The 21,985-nt window shown below is 63.3% G+C and carries 19 protein-coding genes; 9 read left to right on the forward strand and 10 right to left on the reverse strand.

The genetic code is table 11. The features are described 5' to 3' along the window. Position 1: 1 nt before the first annotated feature. From nagA to ACSQ3G_RS21130, 4 genes are read right to left on the reverse strand one after another with little or no spacing between them, the layout of a single operon-like run. Positions 2 to 1,162 (reverse strand): N-acetylglucosamine-6-phosphate deacetylase, encoded by a 1,161-nt coding sequence (nagA, locus tag ACSQ3G_RS21115; protein WP_436111415.1) that lies wholly within the window; start codon positions 1,160 to 1,162, stop codon positions 2 to 4. Next, positions 1,159 to 2,190, reverse strand: coding sequence for an SIS domain-containing protein (locus ACSQ3G_RS21120; protein WP_436111416.1), 1,032 nt, complete (start codon positions 2,188 to 2,190; stop codon positions 1,159 to 1,161). The genes nagA and ACSQ3G_RS21120 overlap by 4 nt, the downstream gene beginning before the upstream one ends. Before the next feature lie 17 nt (positions 2,191 to 2,207). After that, positions 2,208 to 2,972: a GntR family transcriptional regulator gene (locus tag ACSQ3G_RS21125; protein ID WP_436111417.1), complete on the reverse strand. Its 765-nt coding sequence runs from the start codon at positions 2,970 to 2,972 to the stop codon at positions 2,208 to 2,210. Continuing rightward, on the reverse strand, positions 2,969 to 3,856 hold the full coding sequence (locus tag ACSQ3G_RS21130) for a glucosamine kinase nucleotide-binding domain-containing protein (RefSeq protein WP_436111418.1): 888 nt from the start codon (positions 3,854 to 3,856) through the stop codon (positions 2,969 to 2,971). The genes ACSQ3G_RS21125 and ACSQ3G_RS21130 overlap by 4 nt, the downstream gene beginning before the upstream one ends. Before the next feature lie 208 nt (positions 3,857 to 4,064). On the opposite strand from ACSQ3G_RS21130, the gene ACSQ3G_RS21135 reads away from it, so the two are divergent. From ACSQ3G_RS21135 to ACSQ3G_RS21160, 6 genes are all read left to right on the forward strand, one after another. After that, complete coding sequence (locus ACSQ3G_RS21135; RefSeq protein WP_436111419.1) at positions 4,065 to 4,979, forward strand: N-acetylmuramic acid 6-phosphate etherase; 915 nt, start codon at positions 4,065 to 4,067, stop codon at positions 4,977 to 4,979. Positions 4,980 to 5,004: 25 nt separating this feature from the next. Then, positions 5,005 to 6,273 (forward strand): ABC transporter substrate-binding protein, encoded by a 1,269-nt coding sequence (locus ACSQ3G_RS21140; RefSeq protein ID WP_436111420.1) that lies wholly within the window; start codon positions 5,005 to 5,007, stop codon positions 6,271 to 6,273. A 204-nt stretch (positions 6,274 to 6,477) separates the two neighbouring features. Beyond that, a complete protein-coding gene (locus ACSQ3G_RS21145) occupies positions 6,478 to 7,428 on the forward strand; it encodes a carbohydrate ABC transporter permease (protein WP_436111421.1) in 951 nt (316 codons plus the stop codon). 13 nt (positions 7,429 to 7,441) lie between these two features. Further along, positions 7,442 to 8,281: a carbohydrate ABC transporter permease gene (locus ACSQ3G_RS21150; RefSeq protein WP_436111422.1), complete on the forward strand. Its 840-nt coding sequence runs from the start codon at positions 7,442 to 7,444 to the stop codon at positions 8,279 to 8,281. 190 nt (positions 8,282 to 8,471) lie between these two features. After that, entirely contained in the window at positions 8,472 to 9,533 is a 1,062-nt protein-coding gene (locus tag ACSQ3G_RS21155) for a Gfo/Idh/MocA family protein (protein WP_436111423.1), read from the forward strand. 26 nt (positions 9,534 to 9,559) lie between these two features. Beyond that, a complete protein-coding gene (locus ACSQ3G_RS21160) occupies positions 9,560 to 10,561 on the forward strand; it encodes an ABC transporter ATP-binding protein (RefSeq protein ID WP_436111424.1) in 1,002 nt (333 codons plus the stop codon). A gap of 57 nt (positions 10,562 to 10,618) precedes the next feature. Here the strand turns inward: ACSQ3G_RS21160 and ACSQ3G_RS21165 are convergent, their stop codons facing one another. Genes ACSQ3G_RS21165 through ACSQ3G_RS21190 form a run of 6 tightly spaced genes read right to left on the reverse strand, consistent with a single transcriptional unit; the run spans position 10,619 to position 17,158 of the window. Beyond that, a complete protein-coding gene (locus ACSQ3G_RS21165) occupies positions 10,619 to 11,518 on the reverse strand; it encodes a carbohydrate kinase family protein (protein WP_436111425.1) in 900 nt (299 codons plus the stop codon). Then, positions 11,515 to 12,555: an ABC transporter ATP-binding protein gene (locus tag ACSQ3G_RS21170; protein WP_436111426.1), complete on the reverse strand. Its 1,041-nt coding sequence runs from the start codon at positions 12,553 to 12,555 to the stop codon at positions 11,515 to 11,517. Before ACSQ3G_RS21170 ends, ACSQ3G_RS21165 begins: the two co-directional genes overlap by 4 nt. Next, a complete protein-coding gene (gene argH / locus ACSQ3G_RS21175) occupies positions 12,555 to 14,069 on the reverse strand; it encodes an argininosuccinate lyase (RefSeq protein WP_436111427.1) in 1,515 nt (504 codons plus the stop codon). The genes ACSQ3G_RS21170 and argH overlap by 1 nt, the downstream gene beginning before the upstream one ends. A gap of 15 nt (positions 14,070 to 14,084) precedes the next feature. Continuing rightward, positions 14,085 to 14,927, reverse strand: coding sequence for a carbohydrate ABC transporter permease (locus tag ACSQ3G_RS21180; protein ID WP_105441324.1), 843 nt, complete (start codon positions 14,925 to 14,927; stop codon positions 14,085 to 14,087). Then, positions 14,924 to 15,877 (reverse strand): carbohydrate ABC transporter permease, encoded by a 954-nt coding sequence (locus ACSQ3G_RS21185; protein WP_105441323.1) that lies wholly within the window; start codon positions 15,875 to 15,877, stop codon positions 14,924 to 14,926. The genes ACSQ3G_RS21180 and ACSQ3G_RS21185 overlap by 4 nt, the downstream gene beginning before the upstream one ends. Before the next feature lie 15 nt (positions 15,878 to 15,892). Then, the gene (locus tag ACSQ3G_RS21190) at positions 15,893 to 17,158 is read right to left on the reverse strand and encodes a sugar ABC transporter substrate-binding protein (RefSeq protein ID WP_436111428.1); all 1,266 of its coding nucleotides are present in this window, start codon (positions 17,156 to 17,158) and stop codon (positions 15,893 to 15,895) included. A 249-nt stretch (positions 17,159 to 17,407) separates the two neighbouring features. Between ACSQ3G_RS21190 and ACSQ3G_RS21195 the strand changes: the two genes are divergently transcribed. The 3 genes from ACSQ3G_RS21195 to ACSQ3G_RS21205 are packed head-to-tail and all read left to right on the forward strand — an operon-like array spanning position 17,408 to position 21,946. Beyond that, positions 17,408 to 18,634 (forward strand): ROK family protein, encoded by a 1,227-nt coding sequence (locus tag ACSQ3G_RS21195; RefSeq protein WP_105424836.1) that lies wholly within the window; start codon positions 17,408 to 17,410, stop codon positions 18,632 to 18,634. A 19-nt stretch (positions 18,635 to 18,653) separates the two neighbouring features. After that, positions 18,654 to 21,056 (forward strand): PIG-L family deacetylase, encoded by a 2,403-nt coding sequence (locus tag ACSQ3G_RS21200; RefSeq protein ID WP_436111429.1) that lies wholly within the window; start codon positions 18,654 to 18,656, stop codon positions 21,054 to 21,056. Next, positions 21,053 to 21,946 carry a DMT family transporter gene (locus ACSQ3G_RS21205; RefSeq protein WP_436111430.1) on the forward strand — a complete coding sequence of 298 codons (894 nt, stop codon included), beginning with the start codon at positions 21,053 to 21,055 and terminating at the stop codon, positions 21,944 to 21,946. Before ACSQ3G_RS21200 ends, ACSQ3G_RS21205 begins: the two co-directional genes overlap by 4 nt. The last annotated feature ends 39 nt before the right edge of the window (positions 21,947 to 21,985 follow it).

Here is a 21,985-nt window from a genome sequence, read left to right on the forward strand (position 1 = left end):
CTTATTGCTGATGAACCTTCATGCCGCCGATCCAGGTGCTCTTCATGCCGAGGTCATCAGTCAACAATACAAAATCCGCGTCGAAATGGGGTTTCAGCGCACCCTTGCGGTCGGCAAGATAGGCGGCCTCCGCCGGATAGGTGGATGCCATGCGCAATGCCTCCTCGACCGGCAGGTCGAGCGCCTCATGCGCAAACCGGACCGATGAGATCATGTCGATGTCGGCGCCGGCGAGTGTGCCGTCGGCGAGCGTCAGGCGCCCGTCCTGGCGCAGGATCTCGCGGCCATTCAGCGTAAAGCTCTTCATGTCGGTGCCGATGGTCGACATCGCGTCGGTGACGATGAAGATCTTGCCAGGTCCGTTCTTGGCGCGCAGCGCGACGCCCATCGCGGCCGGATGCACATGGATGCCGTCAGCAATGATCCCGACATAGAGCGAGCCGATATCGAGTGCCGCGCCGACGACGCCCGGCTGGCGATGGCCGAGCGGGCTCATGGCATTGAACAGATGGGTAACGGTGCGAACGCCGGCCTCGGCATAGGCCTTGGCGGTCTCATAAGTCGTGTCGGTATGGCCGAGGCTCACCATGAAGCCGACCCGCGCCAGCCTCTCGGCCTGTTGCGTCGTGACATTCTCCGGCGCGACGGTGATCATCATCGCATCGAAAACGCCGCGGCAGGAGAGCATCAGTTCGATGTCCTTCTCCTCCATCGGCCGGATCAGCTTCGGGTCATGCGCGCCCTTCCGCGCGATCGAAAGATGCGGACCTTCGAGATGCAGGCCGAGGAAACCCGGCACGTCTTCCGCCTTCGCCTGCTTGCCGGCCTCGACCGTTCTGGACGTGATCTCGTAGGTGTCGGTGATCAACGTCGGCAACAGGGCGGTGGTGCCGAATTTCGCATGCGCGGCGCAGATCTGCCTGAGGCCGGCGACCGTCGGCTCCTCGTTCAACAACACACCGCCGCCGCCATTCACCTGCAGGTCGATGAAGCCCGGCACGATCAGCCCGTCTCCGGCATCGATCCTCTCGATGCCTTCCGGCAGCTTGGATGTCGATTGGATCGCTTCGACTTTGCCGTCCGCAAAAACGAGCGCGGCATCCTCGTGCCAGAAGGTGCCGTCGAAGATGCGGGCGCCGGTAATGGCTTTCGACGTGCTCATAGCGTCTCGGTCACCTTCTTGAGTGCGACAGGCGCATCGGGATTAAAGCCCTTGGCGCGCGACCAGGCTTCGACGAAGCCGTAGAAGGGCAGGATGAGCGTCAGCGCATCGGTGATCGGGTGGCCGGTCGCGACGAAGGGCAGCCTGCGGGCGTCTTTGACCTTGTCGGAGGTCGCAAACGCGAGGGCGCCCTTGGCCGCCAGGTTGTCGGCAATCTCGATGGCCGAGGCTTCGGCCGCATCGCGTGCCGCGAAGGTGACGACCGGAAAACGCTTTTCGACCAACGCGACCGGCCCGTGCAGCACTTCGGCCGCCGAATAGGCTTCGGCATGCATGTTGGAGGTTTCCTTGAACTTCAACGCCGCCTCGCTGGCGATCGCCAGTGCCGGGCCGCGGCCGAGCATGTAGAGCGATTCCGCATCGCCGAGCTCGTTGGCGAGCGCGCTCCAGTCGAGCTTGACGGCCTTTTCGAAATGCCCCGGCAGGTTGCGAATGGCTGCCTTCAGCGCCTCGTCGCCGACCCACTCCGACAGCAGCGCAAGGCCGGCAACGATCGAGTTGACGAAGGACTTCGTCGCGGCAACAGCGAGTTCCGGCCCTGCATTGATATTGATCGCGTGAGCCGAAGCGCTTGCGATCGGCGAGGGGAGCGTATTGGTGAGCGCCACGGTGACGGCGCCGGCCTTGGCCGCGGCTTCAGTCATCGCGACGATATCCGGGCTCTTGCCGGACTGGGAAATGGCGATCGCCGCACCGCCGTCGAGCTTCAGCCTGGCGCCGTAGATCGAGGCAAGCGACGGACCGAGCGATGCCACCGGCCGGCCGGCGGTCAGTTCGACGGCATATTTGATGAAGGTCGCCGCATGGTCGGAGGAGCCGCGTGCAATGGTGATCAGGAAGGCAGGGTCCTTTTCGCGCAGCGCCCGGCCGGCAGCGGCAAGCTCGGCCGCCGAGCCGTCGAGCAGGCGCGCGGCCGCTTCCGGTATTTCGTCGATCTCTTTGCGCATATTGGTCATATTGGTCAGCATAACATCGTCCTCGAAGATCAGTTTTCGCCGAGCGAGAGCTCGGCCACGAAATCATAGGCATCGCCGCGATAGAGCGAGCGGGTGAGTTCCACCACGCGGCCGGACGCCAGATAGGAAACCCGCTCGATCGAAAGCCCGGCGGAACCGATCGGCACGGCCAGCAGCCCGGCATCCGGGTTCTTCATATTGCAGGCGGATATCCGCTGTATGGCACGCACCGGCCGGGCATCCTTTTTTCCAAGTTCGGCATAGAGCGAATTGGTCACCACGGAAGGATCGGGCAGGAAATCGGCGGAAATGCTGGCGCGCTCGATCGCAAGCGGCATGTCGTTGCCGAGGCGCAGGCGTCCAAGGCGGGCGACCCTGGTGCCGGGCGCAAGGCCGAGCATCATCATTTCCTCGGGCGAGGGGTGGAAAAGCCCACGCTCCAGCCATTCGGATCGCGTCACCAGCCCACGCCGCGCCATGTCCTCGGTAAACGATGTGAGGCGGGTGAGCGGCTGCTCGACGCGCGACATCGGCTTGACCACGAACGTGCCCGAGCCGTGCTTGCGGGTGAGCAGTCCGTCCTTGACGAGATCGTCGACGGCCTTGCGCACGGTGACGCGGCTGACATTGGCGTAGTCGGCGAGATCGCGTTCGGCCGGCAGGGCGTCGCCATGGCCGAGCTTGCCGGTGCGGATCGCCTCTTCGAGGCTCTGGCGCAGCTTTCGGTAAAGCGGCCCGGTGCCGGCCGATTGCAGGCCGTCGAGCGGCAGGATGGCGGCGAGCATCTGGTTCATGCGCGAAGCTCCGCCCGCGCCCCATAGGTCTTGACCGCAAGCGCCACCGCGCCGGTCAGCGCGTCGGCCAGCGGTTCGGACAACCGGGCGCGATGCCGTTCGGCCAGATATTCGGGATAAAGCGGCGCAAGCCCGCCGAGCAGGCAAAGCCGGCCTTTCCCCCGGGTGATACGGTTCACGGCGTCAAGCGCCTCGTCGATGCCCGTTGCCTCAGTCTTGAGAATGCGGATAGCCGCCTCGTCGCCCTGCCGCGCGAAGTCGAACACCTTGGGCGTATGACGCCCGAAATCGCCGGGCTTCGCCAGCCGGGCGAAATCGACCACCTTTTCCGGATTGCCGTCGAACTCGGCGAGAATAGCTTTTGACAGGCCGGACATCGGATGGATGTTGTCGTAGGCGAGCAGGCTTTCCTGCAGTGCGAGCTGGCCGAGCCGGGCGCCGCTGCCGAGGTCGCTCACCTGAAAGCCCCATCCGGCGACCGAATGAAGCTTGCCTTCATGCCGGGCGATATAGACCGTGCCGGTGCCGACGATCCCGATCGCCCCATCCTCGTTGCCGATTGCTCCCTGCAGCGCGATCACGCCGTCCGACACGATATCCGACTGCCTGAAAGGCAGCCGTGCCTGCACATAACTTACCGCATCGCCGACATTGTTGCCGGCAAGGCCAAGAACGGCGGATGTGGCGGAAAGGTCCGGCTCAAGCCCGGCTTCGGCAAAAGCGAGGCGGGACGCCTCGGCGATATGCCTGAGGGCCGTGTCGGGGTCGGTCAGGATATTGGAAGCGCCGCTTTTGCCGCGGCCGAGGATTCTGCCGTTTCCGTCAGCAAGTGCCGCGCGGCAGCTTGTTCCGCCGCCATCGATTCCGATAAAATAGGCCGCCATGGGTACCTCCGGACCGAATAATACCAAAAACGTACCAATAACCAAGCATGATTTCAAAAATCTCAAGTCGCAGGTTTCATCCTGTTGATTATATGGCTATATTTGGCGGAACTTTTGCCGAAGTTATCGATCCGTTCATAAAAGTTAATTTTCCTTCTGGACAATTGGTATTTTTTTGGCATCATTTTGGGTGAGAGGGAGAAACCGGATGAGCAGAACTGCCACCGAGGCAAGACATGGGAAAGCGGAAGGGCTCGATACGCTTGCGCCCGCCGAAATCCTCGTGCTTCTCGCCTCAGGCCAACAGGCGGCAGCCAAGGTTGTCGACCATGCCATCCCCGCTATCACGAAAGCCGCCGACCTCATGGCCGCCGCTTTGAAATCCGGCGGCAAGGTGGTTTACGCGGGCGCCGGCAGCGCCGGCCTCGTGGCGATGGCCGATGCCATGGAACTGCCTGGCACATACGGCATACCGCCAGAACGGATCGCCATCCTGTTTGCCGGCGGTGTTCCGACCATTGCCGATCTGCCCGGTGGTCCCGAAGACGATGCCTCGCTCGGCGAACGTGATGCCGATATCGTCGATGCGGCGGATTGCATCATCTGCGTGTCCGCGAGCGGTTCGACCCCCTACACGGTCGCCGTCGCTGAAACCGCGAAACGCCGCGGCGCGAAACTCGTGGCGATGGCCAACAATGCCGGCGCAAGGCTGTTCGAGGGCGCCGATGCGGCGATCCTGCTCGAAACGCCGCCGGAAGTCGTTGCCGGCTCCACCCGCATGGGTGCTGCCACGGCCCAGAAGATCGCCTTCAACATGCTGTCGACGCTTACCGCCGTCAAACTCGGCCACGTGCATGACGGCCATATGGTCAACCTGCGTGCCGATAACGGCAAGCTGCGCGCCCGCGCCGCCCGCATCGTGGCCGATATTGCCGGCATCGGGTTCGACGCGGCCCGCATCTGGATCGATACCGCCGAAGGTTCGGTGAAGGTCGCGGTTCTGCTTGCTGCGGGCGCGATCGATGTCGAGGCCGCCAAGGGCCTGCTTGCACGTTCGGACGATATGCTGCGCGTAGCGCTTGCCGAATTGCAGGCGTCCAAGAGTTCCATGAAACGCGCCTGAAGGCGCATATAAAAGGGAGAACATCATGACACGCATATTGAAAAGCATACTTTTTGCCACGACCGTACTTGCACCGGCGGGCCTTGTCGCGACCGGCGCGTCCGCGCAGACCGCAACGCTCACCATCGAGAGCTGGCGCAATGACGACCTGCCGATCTGGCAGCAGAAGATCATCCCGGCCTTCGAGGCCAAGAACCCGGGCATCAAGGTGAGCTTCGCGCCGATGGCGCCGACGGAATACAATTCCGCCGTCAATGCCAAGCTCGAAGCCGGCACCGCGGGCGATCTCATCACCTGCCGTCCGTTCGACCTGTCGCTCGCCATGTTCCAGAAGGGCCAGCTTGCCTCGCTGAACGACCTGCCGGGCATTTCCAACTTCTCCGACGTCGGCAAGTCCGCCTGGAGCACCGACGACGGCAAGACCACGTTCTGCGTGCCGATGGCTTCCGTCATCCACGGCTTCATCTACAACAAGAAGGCCTTTGCGGATGTGGGCGTCCAGATCCCGAAGACCGAGGACGAGTTCTTTGCGGTCCTCGAAAAATTCAAGAAGGACGGCAAATACATTCCGCTCGCCATGGGTACCAAGGACCAGTGGGAAGCGGCGACCATGGGTTATTACAACATCGGCCCGAACTACTGGAAGGGCGAGGACGGCCGCAAGGCGCTGATCGCAGGCAAGGAAAAGCTGACCGACGCCGACTGGGTCGATCCCTACAAGACGCTCGCCAAGTGGAAGCCCTATCTCGGCGACGGTTTCGAAGCACAGACCTATCCGGACAGCCAGAACCTCTTCACGCTCGGCCGCGCCGCCATCTATCCGGCCGGTTCCTGGGAAATCGCTCCGTTCAAGGCGCAGGCCGATTTCGAAATGGGCGCCTTCCCGCCGCCGGTGAAGAAGGCAGGCGATACCTGCTACATTTCCGACCATAACGACATCGGCATCGGCCTCAACGCCAAGGGCAAGAACCTCGAAGCTGCGAAGAAATTTCTGTCCTGGGTCGCTTCGCCGGAATTTGCCGATCTTTATGCCAACGCCGCGCCAGGCTTCTTCAGCCTGAACTCGACGCCGGTGAAGATGCAGGACGCTCTTGCCCAGGAATTCGTCTCCTGGCGCCAGAACTGCAAGCAGACGATCCGCCCGAGCGCTGCCGTCGTCGGCCGTGGCCAACCGAACCTCGACCTCGAAATGTGGCGTGTTTCGGCCAACGTCATCAACGGCACCCAGACCCCGGAACAGGCCGCTGCCGAAACCCAGAAGGGTCTCGACAGCTGGTATAAGCCGGCGAAGTAAGCATCTCTGAGACCCTCTCTGGCCTGCCGGCCATCTCCCCCACAAGGGGGGAGAAAACTCGCTGAACCGGCTCGTCCTTGCCGAAACGGTGAGGCAGGTTAGTCCCTCCCCCTTGTGGGGAGGGGTTGGGGAGGGGTCTTTTTGTCTAAATAGACCTCCCGCCCGGGAGCATAATTCCTACACAACCCACCGGAACCCAAACCCATGAGCGATACCGAAATTGCCGATATCGAAACGGTTCCGGTGAAGCGCGCCACCCGCTGGCATATCGCCGTTTTCCTGGCGCCCGCTTTCCTCGTCTATACGGCGGTGATGATCCTGCCGCTGATCGAGACGCTGCGGTTATCGTTCTTCAACATCGTCGAAGGCCAGCTCGCCTTCGTGGGTTTCCGCAATTTCCAGATCCTGTTCGGCGATCCGCGCCTTTCCGCCGATTTCTGGAATGCGCTCCGCAACAACGTCATCTTCTTCATCATCCACATGCTGGTGCAGAACCCGGTCGGCATTGCGATCGCCGCCATGCTGTCGCTGCCCGGCCTGCGGTTCGCCGCCTTCTACCGCTCGGCGATCTTCGTGCCGACGCTGCTTTCCTTCGTCATCGTCGGTTTCATCTGGAAGCTGATCCTGTCGCCGATCTGGGGGATCGCGCCGAGCCTGATGGATCTCGTCGGCCTGAAATGGGCCTTTGCGCCTTGGCTCGGCAAGGCGGAAACTGCGCTCATCGCCGTCTCGCTGATCTCCGTCTGGCAATATGTCGGCATCCCGATGATGCTGATCTATGCGGCGCTCTTGAACATCCCCGATGAGGTGCTGGAAGCCGCCGAATGCGACGGCATTACCGGCTGGAGTCAGTTCTGGAAGATCAAGCTGCCGCTGATCCTGCCCTCGATCGGCATCGTCTCGGTGCTGACCTTCGTCGGCAATTTCAACGCCTTCGACCTGGTCTACACCGTGCAGGGCGCGCTTGCCGGCCCCAACGGCTCGACCGACATTCTCGGCACGCTGCTCTACCGCACCTTCTTCGGTTTCCAGAACCAGATGGGAGACCGTTCCATGGGCGCCACCATCGCGGCCGTGATGTTCCTGATCATCCTCGCCGGCGTCGCGCTTTATTTTTTCGTCATCCAGCGGCGCATGCGCCGCTACCAGTTCTGAAGGAGCGCCAGATATGTCGAAAGCCCGCTCCGCCCCCGTCCGTGCAGCCTTCATCCACCTGGCGCTGATCGCCTATACGCTGGTGGCGCTGTTTCCGGTGTTCCTGACGCTGGCCAATTCGTTCAAGAGCCGCAGCGCGATCTTCAGCCAGCCAATGGCCCTGCCGACACCCTCGACCTTCAGTTTGATCGGTTACCAGACCGTGCTGAACCAGGGCAATTTCGTTGGTTATTTCCAGAACAGCCTGATCGTCACCGTCGTCTCGATCGCGCTCGTCCTGCTGTTCGGCGCCATGGCCGCCTTCGCGCTGTCCGAATACCGGTTCCGCGGCAACATGCTGATGGGGCTCTATCTGGCGCTCGGCATCATGATCCCGATCCGATTGGGCACTGTGGCAATCCTGCAGGGCATGGTCGCGGCCGGGCTCGTCAACACGCTGACGTCGCTGATCCTGGTCTACACGGCGCAGGGCCTGCCGCTGGCGATCTTCATCCTGTCGGAATTCATGCGCACCGTCTCCGACGACCTGAAAAGCGCCGGTCGTATCGACGGCCTGTCCGAATATGCGATCTTCTTCCGCCTCGTTCTTCCCCTCGTCAGGCCGGCCATGGCGACGGTCGCGGTCTTCACCATGATCCCGATCTGGAACGACCTCTGGTTCCCGCTGATCCTTGCCCCCGGCGAGGCCACCAAGACGGTGACCTTGGGCGCCCAGATGTTCATCGGCCAGTTCGTCACCAACTGGAACGCCGTGCTCTCGGCCCTGTCGCTGGCCATCCTTCCGGTCATGGTTCTTTACGTCATCTTCTCGCGGCAGTTGATCCGCGGGATTACGTCTGGGGCGGTGAAGTGATGGTGTCCGCATGTGAGGATAGGGCGCGCGCCCTCACCCGGCCTCCGCTCCGCTCGGCCACCCTCTCCCCGAGGGGAGAGGAGGGAATAGCCACGTCGCGGCATATCCTCTTCTCCCCAGCGGGGAGAAGGTGCCGGCAGGCGGATGAGGGGGCGACCCGGCACGCTGTCTCAAACAAGGAGACAAACACATGAATTCCACCCGCCCCATCCGCGTCCTCGTCGCAGGCCTTGGCAACATGGGCAGAAGCCACGCACTCGCCTATCACGACAATCCGGGCTTCGAGATCGTCGGCCTCGTCAACCGCTCGCGGCGCGACCTGCCGGCCGGGCTCGAAGCCTATCCGATGTTCTCCGATTTCGAGCAGGCGCTGAACGAGGCTAGGCCGGATCTCTGCTCGATCAACACCTATTCCGATACCCACGCCGACTATGCGGTCATGGCCTTCGAGGCTGGCTGCGACGTGTTCGTGGAGAAGCCGCTGGCGACCACGGTCGCCGATGCCGAGCGGGTCGTCGCGGCAGCGAAGAAGCACGGCCGCAAACTCGTGGTCGGTTATATCCTCCGCCACCACCCTTCCTGGATGCGGTTGATCGAGGAAGCTCGAAAGCTTGGCCCGCCCTACGTCTTCCGCATGAATCTCAACCAGCAGTCCTCGGGGTCCAAGTGGGACGTCCACAAGGCGCTGATGCAGACCACCCCGCCGATCGTCGATTGCGGCGTTCATTATGTGGACGTCTGGTGCCAGATCACCGACGCGAAAGCCGTCGAAGTCCGCGGCATGGGCCTGCGCATGACCGACGAGGTCGCTCCGGACATGTACAATTACGGCCATATGCAGGTTCTGTTCGAGGACGGTTCGGTCGGCTGGTACGAGGCCGGCTGGGGGCCGATGATGTCGGAAATGGCCTTCTTCGTGAAGGACGTCATGTCGCCGAAGGGCTCGGTATCTATCCTGGTCGATGCCAAGGCGAAGTCCGACGACATCGATACCCACACCAAGACCTCGGTCATCCGGGTCCATTCGGCAGAGACCGGCCCGGACGGCCAGTTCGTCCGCCGCGACGAGGACCTCGCCATGACCGGCGAGCCGGATCATCAAAAACTCTGCGATCTCGAACAGGCCTATGTGCTGAAAGCGATCCGCGAAGATATCGATCTCACCCGGCACATGGACGATGCCGTCCAGTCGCTGCGCATCTGCCTTGCGGCGGACGAAAGCGTGCGCACCGGCGCACCCGTCCGCCTCTAAAAGTCCGGTTTGTAAGGAAAACGCCCTTGGGTTCGCTTCAACTGAAATCCATCCGCAAGGCCTTCGGTCCTCACGAGGTACTGAAGGGCATCGATCTCGAGGTCCAGGACGGCGAGTTCGTGATCTTCGTCGGTCCCTCCGGCTGCGGCAAGTCCACGCTGCTCAGGGTCATCGCCGGCCTTGAAGATGCGACCAGCGGCAGCGTCAGGATCGACGGTGCGGAAGTCATCAATACGCCGCCCGCCAAGCGCGGTATCGCCATGGTCTTCCAGTCCTACGCGCTTTATCCGCACCTGACGGTCAAGGACAATATGGGCCTCGGCCTCAAGCAGGCCGGTACCGAAAAGGCCGAGATCGATACGCGCGTCGCCAAGGCGTCCGGCATGCTGTCGCTCGACCCCTATCTCGCCCGCCGCCCGGCGGAGCTTTCCGGCGGCCAGCGCCAGCGCGTCGCGATCGGCCGCGCCATCGTGCGCGAACCGAAACTCTTCCTGTTCGACGAGCCGCTGTCGAACCTCGATGCCGCCTTGCGCGTCCAGACCCGCCTGGAGATCGCCGGCCTGCATCGGCGGCTCAAGGCGACGATGATCTACGTCACCCACGACCAGGTCGAGGCGATGACGCTCGCCGATAAGATCGTCGTGCTGAACGCCGGCGCGATCGAGCAGGTCGGCTCGCCGATGGAGCTTTACAACAAGCCGGCTAACGTCTTCGTTGCAGGTTTCATCGGTTCGCCGCAGATGAATTTCATCCCTGCCGAAAAGCTCGGCCAAACCGGCGCCAAGACGATCGGCGTTCGCCCGGAACACATTGCCCTCTCCAGCGAAAGCGGCGATTGGAAGGGCAAGGTCATCCATGTCGAACATCTCGGCGCCGACACGATCGTCTACCTGGAAACAGAAGCGACCGGCCTTCTGACCGTCCGCCTATTCGGCGAACATGCCTATGCGCCCGACGACGTGGTGTTCGCGACACCGGACAGGGCGAGCCTGCACCGCTTCGACGCCAACGACCGCGCGATCGCCTGAAGGGCTTCATTCATTCGCAATTCCGGACGGAAAACCGCTCCACATTTCCTGGAATTGCTAATCGCCGCTCGCGAGCAGCTTGGCGCCGCCGGCGGCCTGGACGGCGCGGCTGCCGAACCGGATGCCTGCCTTGAGGCAGGCTTCATCCGATGCCTCGTTCAGCCAGGCATCGATAAAGCCGGCATTGAAGGCGTCGCCGGCCCCGGTTGTGTCGATCACCGGCACCGTCTCCGCCGGCGCATGCAGCATCCGGCCGTTCGACATCGCCCAGGCGCCCTTGGCACCGCCCTTCAGGAGGACCAGCGGAAACGCCGGCGACAGCTTGGCGAGCACGGCTTCAGGATCGGCCGAACCGGTGATCGCTTCCGCCTCTTCCAGATTGGGCAGGAAGAGATCGACGCCCTCGCAGGCGCGCAACAGGCCGCGGTCATAGATCAGCGTCGCATCCCAGCTCGGATCGAGCGACACGGTCAGGCCCTTTTTCTTGGCGCGGGAAACGAGGTCCGGTATCTCGTGCAGCGTCGCATATTCGGCGATGTGCAGGTGGCGCGCTTCATCCCACTCGAGCGCGGCATCGAGTGTGGCGGGCAGGGCAGGCCCGGCGCGGCGGGTGAGGAAGGCACGGTCCTGGCCGACGACGGCCGCGACCGTCACCTGCGGGCCGGCATCTTGCGCATGTTCGATGAAACGCAGGTCGACGCCGCTGTCGCGGATCTGCTCTTCGACGCCCGCCGACAGCGAATCCGTGCCGAGCCGGGCGGCAAGCGCTACCTTGCGGCCGGCATGGGCAAGATGGGCGGCCGCGATGAAGGCACCGCCGCCGGCCGCGATCTCCATGCCGCTGGCATAGATCTCACGGCCGAGCACCGGCAGGTGGCCGAGGCCCGTGAAAATCAGGTCGCAATAGATCCGCCCGATGCTGAGCACCGCGGATCTTTTCTCTGCATGCGTCATCATGAACGGCCCAGAAATCTCTCTGTGCTGGCATCGAAGAGGTAGAGGTCGCCGGGAGCGGCTTCGCAGGTGAGCGTGCTTCCGACGGTCGGCACGAATTTTTCGCGCACGGTGGCGATGATCGATGTATCGGCCACGTCCAGATGCACCAGCGTTTCCGGCCCCAACGGCTCGACGGCCGAGACCGTTCCGGTCACCGTGAAGCCACTGCTGCCGGTAACGGTGGCATGGGCGATCAGGTCATGCGGGCGCACGCCGATCAGGATATCGCCGACCGGTGCCATTGCCGCACCCGAAGCGGTGCGACGGCCACGCACGAGGTTCATCGACGGGCTGCCGATGAAGCGGGCGGTGAACACGTCGACCGGGCTGTCATAAAGTTCCGAAGGCGTGCCGACCTGCAGGATCACGCCGTCCTTCATCACCACGATCCGGTCGGCCATGGTCATGGCCTCGATCTGGTCATGGGTGACGTAGACGGTGGTGGTCTTCAGCTTTTGATGCAGCCGCTTGATCTCGATGCGCATCTGCGCACGAAGCTGGGCGTCGAGGTTGGAAAGGGGCTCGTCGAACAGGAAGGCGGAGGGATCGCGCACCATGGCGCGGCCGATCGCGACGCGCTGGCGCTGGCCGCCGGAAAGTGCCGCCGGCCGGCGGTCGAGCAGGGCTTCGAGGCCGAGGATCTTGCCGGCTTCCTCGATCCGCTTGTCCTTTTCGGCCTTGTCGAGCTTGGAGGTATATAGTCCGAAACCGATGTTCTGGCGCACGGTCATATGCGGATAGATCGCATAGTTCTGGAAGACCATGGCGATGTTGCGTTGCTTCGGCTCGCGCTCGTTGACCACTTCCGAGCCGATCTTCAGCGTGCCGCCGGAGATTTCCTCCAGCCCTGCGATCATCCGGAGCGTCGTCGACTTGCCGCAGCCGGAGGGACCGACAAAGACGACGAATTCGCCATCGGCGATCTGCAGGTCGATGCCTTTGACGGCCTCGACCTTGCCGTAACGCTTCACCAGTTTTTCAAGTTCGATCGTCGCCATCAGCGGGCTCCCGTCAGGGCGGTGAATTTCTGGTTCAGCTCAGTGGCTGCCTTCGCCTCATGGTCCGCAGCCTTTTTGGCTTCGGCTTCGAAGGCGGCAAGCTTGTCGCGATAGGCAGATATCGCGGCGTTCATAGGCTCTGGCGCGGGACCGCCGAAACGGGCGCGCACGGCGACGAAATGTTCGGGCGAAACGATCTCCTTGAACTTCTGGAGGTCGACGGAAGGCTTGCGGCCGGCCGAATGTTCGAAGGCCTTGAGGAAGGGCTCGTAGCCGTCATTCGGAAGGTCGCCCTTCGACGCGACGACGCTCCTTGCCGTCGCTGCGGCAATCTCATGCGCCTCGCGGAACGAAAGCCCTTCGATGCGCACCAGCGAGTCGGCAAGCTCGGTAATGGTGATGCAGGACCGGCGGATATTCTGGTCGACACGCTCCGGATCGATACTGATCTGGGCAATCAGCGCCGCGAGCAGGTCGAGCACGCGGGAGGCGGAAGCGAAGGCCTCGTAGCCCATGCTTTGAGTCTCGCCTTCGCTGTCGTTCATGTCGGTGAAGGGCGTGTTGTGCATCACGTCGAGAACGGTGCGGGCGCGGCCCATCGTCTGGCTGGCGAGATGGCGCAGATGCTCGATCGGCACCGGATTGCGCTTCTGCGGCATGATCGAGGAGATCTGCACCAGCGCGTTCGGCACGTAGATCTGCCCCACTTCGAAACTCGTCCAGAACTGAAAGTCCTGGATCAGGCGGCCGAGATGCAGGAACATCAGCTCGATCGCCGAATAGGTGGACGTCGTATAGTCGACCGCGGCTATGCAGGAATAGGAGTTGCGCAGGGGCGCAGAGAAGCCGAGCAGCTCCGCGACCCTGGCGCGGTCGATCGGGAAACCCGAGGTGGTGATTGCAGCAGCCCCCATCGGCGACAGGTCGACGATTTTCCGGGCTTCGGCAAACCGCTCGATATCGCGGATCAGAATTTCGATCGCGGCCGACAAGTAGTGGCCGAACGTCGTCGGCTGGGCCGGCTGGCCATGCGTATAGGCGACGATCAGGGTCGTCTTGTTGCGCTCGGCGGCATCGACCATCGCGGCCAGCAGCAGCCTAGCCTTGCCCATCAGCGCATCGATCTTGTCCTTCAGCCCGAGCTTGAAGAGCGTGTGGTCGATGTCGTTGCGCGACCGGGCGGTATGCAGGCGCCCGGCGATATCGACGCCGATGCGGGCCTTCAGTTCCTTCTCGATCAGGAAGAAGAAGTCCTCCACCTCGCCTGTGTAGACGAGCGTGGACGGATCGATTTCCGTGTCGATCGCCTCCAATGCGCCGGCAATCTTGGACGCGATTTCCTTGTCGAGGATGCCGGTCTCGACCAGCATCACGAGATGCGCCCGGTCGATTCGGCGGAAACCGTCCACATGGTGGCTCTTGGCGCCGTCGAAGAGCGGCCGGAGCACGGTTTCCTTGTAGACCGGATCGGGGAACGTGCTGGTGTCGGAAAGGCGCGGGTTGATGTCCGCCATGGGTTTATCCTTGCATTATCCCTTTAGGCCCGCCAGCATCACACCGCGGACGATGTAGCGCTGCAGGACGAGGAAGACGAGAAGGGTGGGAAGGGTGGCGATTGCAGCCCCCGTCATGATCATTTCCCACTGGATGGACTGCTCGACCGCGAAGCTCGAAAGCCCGACCGGCAGCGTATAGAGTTCCTTGCTGGTGGTGACGATCAGCGGCCAGAAGAACGCCGTCCAATTGCCGAGGAAGGTGAAGATCGCAAGCGCCGAAAGCGCCGGCGTCACCAGTGGCAGTGCCACTTTCCACCAGATCTGGAATTCGTTGAGCCCGTCGACGCGCGCCGCCTCGATGAAGTCGTTCGGCACGGTTTCGAAGAACTGCTTCATCAGGAAGGTGCCGAAGGCCGTCATCATGCCGGGAAACATGATGCCCCAGTAGCTGTCCAGCCAGCCGAGCTGGCTCGACATCAGGTACCACGGGATGACCAGCATCTCGGTCGGGATCATCAGCGTCGAGAGGATTGCGAGGAAGATGAAATAACGGCCGCGGAACTCGAATTTGGCGAGCGTATAGCCGACGAGACTGTCGAAGAAGCAGTTCGACACGGTGACGATGACGGCGATCAGCGTCGAGTTGAAGAACCAGCGCATGAACCGCCCGTCGGCGAGCACCGCGATATAGTTCGCAAGCGTCGGCGCCGCGGGAATGAGGCGCAGGTCGTAGATCTGGTCGGCCGTCTTCAGCGATGTCGAGAACATGAAGGCGAGCGGCGAGACCATGATCAGGCCGCCGATGAACAGCACCGTCCAGGTGACGATCAGGCCGGGCCGGACCCTGCCGTGGCTGAGGCGAGTGGCTTCGCTCATTTCTTTTCCCTCAGGATCCAGAGCTGCAGCAGCGATACGATCAGCAGGATGGTGAACAGCACCACCGTCTGCGCCGCGGCATACCCCATCGCATAGGAGTTGAAGGCGGTCTGGTAGATCATCAGAACCAGCGGCTTGGTCGATCCGAGCGGCCCGCCGGGATCGTTGGTGGTCATGTTGTAGACCTGGTCGAAGATGCGCAGGAAACCGATCGAGGAGAACACCACGAGGAAGACGGTGGTGGGTTTGAGGAGCGGCAGGGTGATCTTGCGAAGGATCGCCCATTCGCCGAGCCCGTCGATGCGTGCGGCTTCGTAGAACGTGCCCGGAATGGCGCGCAGGCCCGCCATGAAGATGATGATCTGGAAGCCGAGGCCCGCCCAGATCGCCGTCACCATGATCGAGAACAGCGCCTGGTCGGTCGAGCGGATGAAGGGCTGCTGCGGAATGCCGAGCATGCCGAACACGTCGTTGATGATGCCGATCGGCGGCGGTTGGTAGAACCAGCGCCAGACCCAGGCCATCGCCGCGGCCGTGGTCAGGAACGGCAGGAAATACAGCGCCCGGATGAAACTGTGCATGAAGCGGACGCGATCGAGGAAGAAGGCGATCGTGAAGGCGACGACCAGGCTGATCGGCGTGCCGACGATCAGGTAAGTGAACGTGTTCTTGAACACCTTCCAGAACTGTGGGTCCTTGAAGAGCTTGATATAGTTGGCGAACCCGATGAATTTTGCCGGCCGCAGCAGGTCCCAGTTGGTGAACGACAGGTAGAAAGCCTGGAACGTCGGATAAAAGCGGATGATCGCGTAGAAGAGGATCGGCAGGGCAAGGAAACTCCAGACCCAGACGAGGCGCCGCGTCCGCATGGAAAAGCGGTCGCCAAAGGATGTCCCTTGGGATCCGCCGGGGCGGCCGGACGCCGCCCCCTGCTGTTCAATCGCTGCCATGACCGGCTCCGGACCTTACGGCTTGGCCGCGTCGATGATTTCCTGCTCGGCTGCGGCCGCCTGCTTGATCGAGTCCTCGACGGACTGACCCTGAAGCAGCACGCGGTTTGCCATGTCGATGGCGTTCTGGCGCTGGGCCTGCTCATCCATGAACAGTGTGGTGTGTGCGTATTCCAGGCCCTTCAGGAACGGTGCGTAGATCGGATCCTTCAGGTTGGTTTCGGTCAGTGCTGCGGAGCGGAGCGCCGGCAATTCGCCGACGGTCTTCAGCCAGATGTCCATGGCGGCCGGAGAGGTGATGTAGGCCAGGAACTTCTTCGACGCTTCGAGCTCCTCGCCCTTCGCCTTGGCGCTGATGCCGTTGGCGAAATAGCTGGCATAGTTGGAGCGCACGCCTTGAGCATTGGCCGGCAGTTCGGTCACGCCCCATTCGAAGTCCTTGATGCTCTTGAAGGCGCCGAGGCGGAAGGTGCCGTCGATGGTCATGCCGGCCTTGCCGCCGCGGAAGGCCGCCTGGCCTTCGTCCATGAAGCCGGCCGCGCCGATCTTCTTTTCGAGCTGCAGGCTGGTGTAGAACTTCAGGGCCTTGACGCCCGCTTCGCTGTTATAGGCGACCTTCTGGTCGTTGTCGGTATAGGGCACGCCGCCGAACTGGCGGATCAGGACTTCACGCCACCACTGGTGGTCCTGGCCGCCCATGTCGAGCGTCGAACCTTCGACGAGGAGGTTGCCGGAAGCGTCGCGCTTGGCGATCTTCTGCGCGGCGGCGACATACTCGTCGAGCGTCTTCGGCGGGTTGCTCGGGTCGAGGCCGGCCTCGGTGAAGAGCTTCTTGTTGTAGAACAGGGCGAGCGAGCGCACGGCGGTCGGCAGGCCGTAATAATCGTCGCCCCGCTTCATCGCCTTGACGATCGGGAAGAACTCGCTTTCGATCTTGGCATGCGGGAAGGCATCCTTCGGCAGCGGAGCGAGAAGGCCGCCGGCGACGAACTTGTCGAGCCAGCCGTAGAACAGCTGCATGACGTCGGGACCGTTGCCGGCCATGTTGGCGGCGATCACACGCGTCTGGTAGTCGGCATAGGGAAAGGTGACCTGCTTGACGGTGATGCCCGGATTGGCCTTCTGGAACTCGGTGATGAGCTGGTCCATCGCCTTCACACGCGTCTCGAAGACATACTGCCAGTATTCGATTTCGACCGCCTGCGCGGAATTGAATGCGAATGTGCTGAAACCGGCGACGAGACCGGCGAACAAAGTTGCCTTGCGCATGTGAGCCTCCATTTGCCCCGCCGGGTGCTCCGGTCTTGGGGACTGATTGTTCCCTGCATTCGGATGCGACCGCAGCCCGACGCGTTTATTGGTTTCCGGGGAGGCGAACCTCCCTTTGACGTGCTGCGGCGCTTTGCCCCAGCCCTACCCTTACGGTTTCCTGAGTGAGGTCTTTTGTCAATAAGATAATTTACTTGAATTATTCTATTGCCGGATGCGGTTTCCCGGCGTTATGAATTCTGCCAACCGAAGGTGGGCGAAATGACCATACACACGATCGGCACACACCCGGTGGCTATCGGCAAGAACCCTGAACGCAGCCGCGAACACAACCGTCGCGTCGTGCTGGATGTGGTGCGCCGCCACGGCTCGCTCGGCCGTGCCCATATCGCCAAGCTCACCCATCTGACGCCCCAGGCCGTCGCCAACATCGTCGATGACCTGGCGGGCGAGGGGCTGCTGATGGAAATGGGCCGGCTGAAATCCGGCCGCGGCCAGCCGCCGATCCAGTTTGCGGTCAATCCCGAGGGCGGCGCCACTATCGGCGTCGAGATCGCCGCCGACCATATGGTGACGGTGGCGCTCGATCTGTCCGGCGGGCTCAGGGCAAAGCGCATCACGCCGCTGAAAGATACCACTCCCGGGCATATCCTGCCCGCTTTCGCAGCCGAGCTTGCCGCGGTCACGGAACTGGTCGGCGCAAAGCTGCTCGGCACCGGCGTCGTCATGCCCGGTCCGTTCGAGATCGACGGCATGACCTCGGTCGGCCCGACGACGCTGCCGGGCTGGGCGGGGCTCGATGCCGCCCAGGCGCTCAGCGAGGCCTGCGGCCATGCGGTGATTGTCGAAAACGACGCGACGGCGGCGGCCGTCGGTGAGCGACTGTTCGGCGCGGGCCTGGCGATCTCGAATTTCTGCATGATCTATTTCGGTGTCGGCATCGGCCTCGGCATCATCCAGGACGGCGCGCCCTATCGCGGCGCCTTCGGCAATGCCGGCGAGATCGGCCACGTCACCGTCGTGCCGAAGGGCAGGCCCTGCCCCTCCTGCGGCCAGCTCGGCTGCCTGGAAGGTTATGTTTCCGCCTATGTGCTGAAGGAAAAGCTGAGCTGCGTCGGTATTTCCGACACCGAGTTTTCCGATCTCGAGACGCTGCACGCGGATCACCACCCGGTCGTCGAGGAATGGATCGACGAGGCGGCGACCTATCTCGGCCCGATGGTCGCCATGCTGGAAAACATCCTCGATCCGCAGACCGTGATCCTCGGCGGCGCGCTGCCGGATGCGATCATCGAGGACATCGTCGCCCGTATGGGCAACCTGCCGACCTCGGTCGCAAGCCGCAGGCAGCGCGATCTGCCGCGCGTCCTGCGCGGCCAGACGGGGCAGTTGACCGCAGCACTCGGCGCTGCCGCCCTTCCGCTTTTCGACATGGTGACGCCCAAGCTGGAAACCTCGCTTGCCGCGCTTGCCGATATTCCCGCATGACATATTGAGGAGAGTTTTCATGCTGACCGCCCGCGAACGCATCGAACGGCAGATGGCCGATCCCTCGCTCGTCCGGCTCCACCGCAAGCTTTCGCGGCTGAAGTCGACGGTCACGATGATGAACACCGGCGCCCATCCCGACGACGAGCAGAACGGTATGCTCGCCTGGTTCCGCCTCGGCCTCGGCATGCGCGTCATCATCGCCTGCTCGACACGCGGCGAGGGGGGACAGAACGCGCTCGGCCCCGAACGTCTCGGCCCGCTCGGCGTGATACGCTCCCGCGAACTGGAAGAGGCGGCCCGCGCGATCGACGGTGACGTCTCCTGGCTCGGCCACGGCCCGACCGACCCGGTCCACGATTTCGGCTTCTCCAAGGATGGCGACGCGACCTTCACCCGCTGGGGCGAGGCCCGCACGGTGGAGCGGCTGGTGCGCGCCTATCGGACGGAGCGTCCGGACATCGTCATCCCGACCTTCCTCGACGTCCCCGGCCAGCATGGCCATCACCGCGCCATGACCCGGGCCGCGGAGACCGCGATCACACTCGCCGCCGACCCCAATGCCTATCCAGAACATTTCACCGAGGGCCTGAGGCCCTGGAAGGTCGCGAAATATTACCTGCCGGCCTGGTCCGGCGGCGGCGATACCTATGACGACGAAGTGCCGCCGCCGGACACCACGGTGACGGTTGTGGCCGAGGGCCGCGATCCGGCGACCGGCGCGGACTATGACCGGATCGGCGAATGGTCGCGTTATTATCACGCCTCCCAAGGCATGGGTCACTGGCCGAAGCGTCCGGAGAAGGACTGGCAGCTGCACCTGAAGCTCTCCGCCACGCGCTCGAAATCCGAGCAGTCGGTGCTCGAGGACCTGCCGGCATCGCTGACCGAACTTGCCGCATTCGCCGGCCTGCCTGCCAATGCGGCGGAAGCCCTGCGCTCCGCGGATGCCGCCATTGCGGTGGCGTCAGCAGCGTTCCCGGATCGCGACGCGATTATCAAGGCGCTGAACGAGGCCGCCGGCTGGCTGGACATCGCAGCCTCCGCCGCACCGGAAGAGTTCACGGCTCTGCACGGGCACCGCATCGCCCGCAAACGGACGGAAGTCGATGCCGCGATCCTGGATGCGGCCGCGATCTTCGAGCGCGCCTATGCCGATCCCTCCGCCATCTCTCCCGGCGGTGCTGCGACACTCACCGTCGAGCTCGGCGAAGGCGCTTCGAGCCACAAGGTCGATATTCTCCCGATTCTGCCGGCCGGCGTCTCGTCCTCCGTCCAGTCGCTCGCCCATGACCGCGTATTCGCGCTAACCGCGACGTCGGACGCAGCGCTTTCCGGCCTCTATCTGCCCGGCTGGTCGGCGCTCGGCGGCAACGGCCATGCGCATGTAAAAATCTCGGCCGAGATTGGCGGACGCACCGTCTCCGCCACTTTCGATCTCGAAGAGCCGTTCGCGGTGACGCCTGCCCAATCGCTGACCCTGTTGCCCGAAGCGCTGCTGGTGCCGCTCGGCACCAAGCAGACCGAATGGCCGATCAAGGCCAATGTCTCCGGCACCAATGCGCCGGTTTCCTTCAAGACACCCGCTGGCTGGGTAATGAAGAAGACCGACGGCGGCTGGATTGCCTCTCCGACCGATGCGGCCAAGCTCGGCCTCGTCGAGATCGAGCCGGAGATCGATGGCCACCCGGCCTTCCAGGTCACGCCGATCGCCTACCGGCATATCGGCCGCACCAGTTTCCGCGCGCCCGCTACGCTGAAAATCCTGTCGGTTGACCTCAAGCTGCCCGAGGGCGCGCGGATCGGTTACGTCGGCGCCGGCGCCGATCGTGTCGGCATGTGGCTCTCCCGCATGGGCCTCGATGTCACCGAACTCGACGCCCAGGCGTTGTCCGGCGATCTGTCGCGCTTCACCACGATCGTCGTCGGCATCTTCGCCTTCGGCATCCGCAAGGATCTCGCCGCCTCCACCGAGCGCCTGCATCGCTTCGTGGAGGAAGGCGGCCACCTCGTGACCCTGTATCACCGGCCGACCGATGGCTGGGATCCGAACGAGACCCCGGTCCGCCGCATCGAGATCGGCTCGCCGTCGCTGCGCTGGCGGGTTACCGATCCGAGGGCCGAAGTCACCGTGCTTGCGCCGGACCATGTTCTGCTCAAGGGACCGAACACCATCGGCCCGGAAGACTGGCAGGGATGGGACAAGGAACGCGGCCTCTATTTCGTCTCCCGCTGGGATGACGCCTATGAGCCGCTGCTCGCCATGCACGATGTCAACGAACAGCCCCTCAAGGGCGCGCTGATCTCCGCTGCCATCGGCAAGGGCCGACACACCCATACCAGCCTCGTGCTGCATCACCAGCTCGACAAGCTCGTTCCCGGTGCCTTCCGGCTGATGGCGAACCTCGTGCAGCCGGCGTGAGCACGGAGGCAACGCCAGAGCCGGAAGCCGAGCGGGCCTCGAACGCCCGCACCGGCATCGGTTGGCTGCTTCTCGACATGACGCTGGTCTCCGGCGGCATGACCGCGCTGGTGAAGGCGCAAGGAGCGACCTATCCGGCCTTCCAGCTCGTCTTCATCCGGGCGATGATCGGGCTCCTGTTCATCCTGCCGCTGATCTGGCGGCATCGCGCCGAGATGCGCCGGGTCAAACACCCCTGGCGGAATATCTTTCGCATTTCCTGCAATGCGGTGGCGCTGACCAGCAATTTCCTCGCCATCACCATGTTGCCGCTCGCCATGGTCAATGCGGTCGGGTTCTCCCGGCCGTTGATCACCATGGCCATGGCGGTCGCCATGCTCGGCGAGACAGTGAGCCGCATCCGCTGGCTCGGCGCCGGCCTTGCCTTCATCGGCGTGCTGATCGTCATGGCGCCCGGCACGTCGAGCTTCGATGTCGAGGTTCTGGTCGTCCTGGTTTCGGTCGTCTTTGGTTCGCTGGCGATCATCCAGACCCGGGCGTTGAAGGACGAGAACACCACCGTGATGATGGTCTTCTACACGGTCGGCCTCGCGGTCATCACCGCCGTGCCGGCCGTCTTCACCTGGAAACCGGTCATGCCCTTCGACTGGATCCCGCTGCTCGGCATCGGCTTCCTCGCCCAACTCGGACAATATTGTTTCCTGCGCGCCTATCGGATCGCCGATGCCAGCGTGCTCGCGCCCGTCGGCTACCTCTCGATCGTCTTCGTGACCATCACCGGTTACGTCTTCTTTGACGAGGTGCCCGAGGTGAGGGTGGTGATCGGCGTGATCATCATCCTGGCCGCACTCCAGGGCGCAGCCTGGCTCGACCGCCGCAGCCGCCTTTGATACCGAAATAGCGCGAACGCGAGCAGGCGTTCCGGCCGG

Source organism: Neorhizobium tomejilense (genome assembly GCF_964254135.1).
In the GTDB taxonomy this organism is placed as follows: domain Bacteria; phylum Pseudomonadota; class Alphaproteobacteria; order Rhizobiales; family Rhizobiaceae; genus Neorhizobium; species Neorhizobium tomejilense.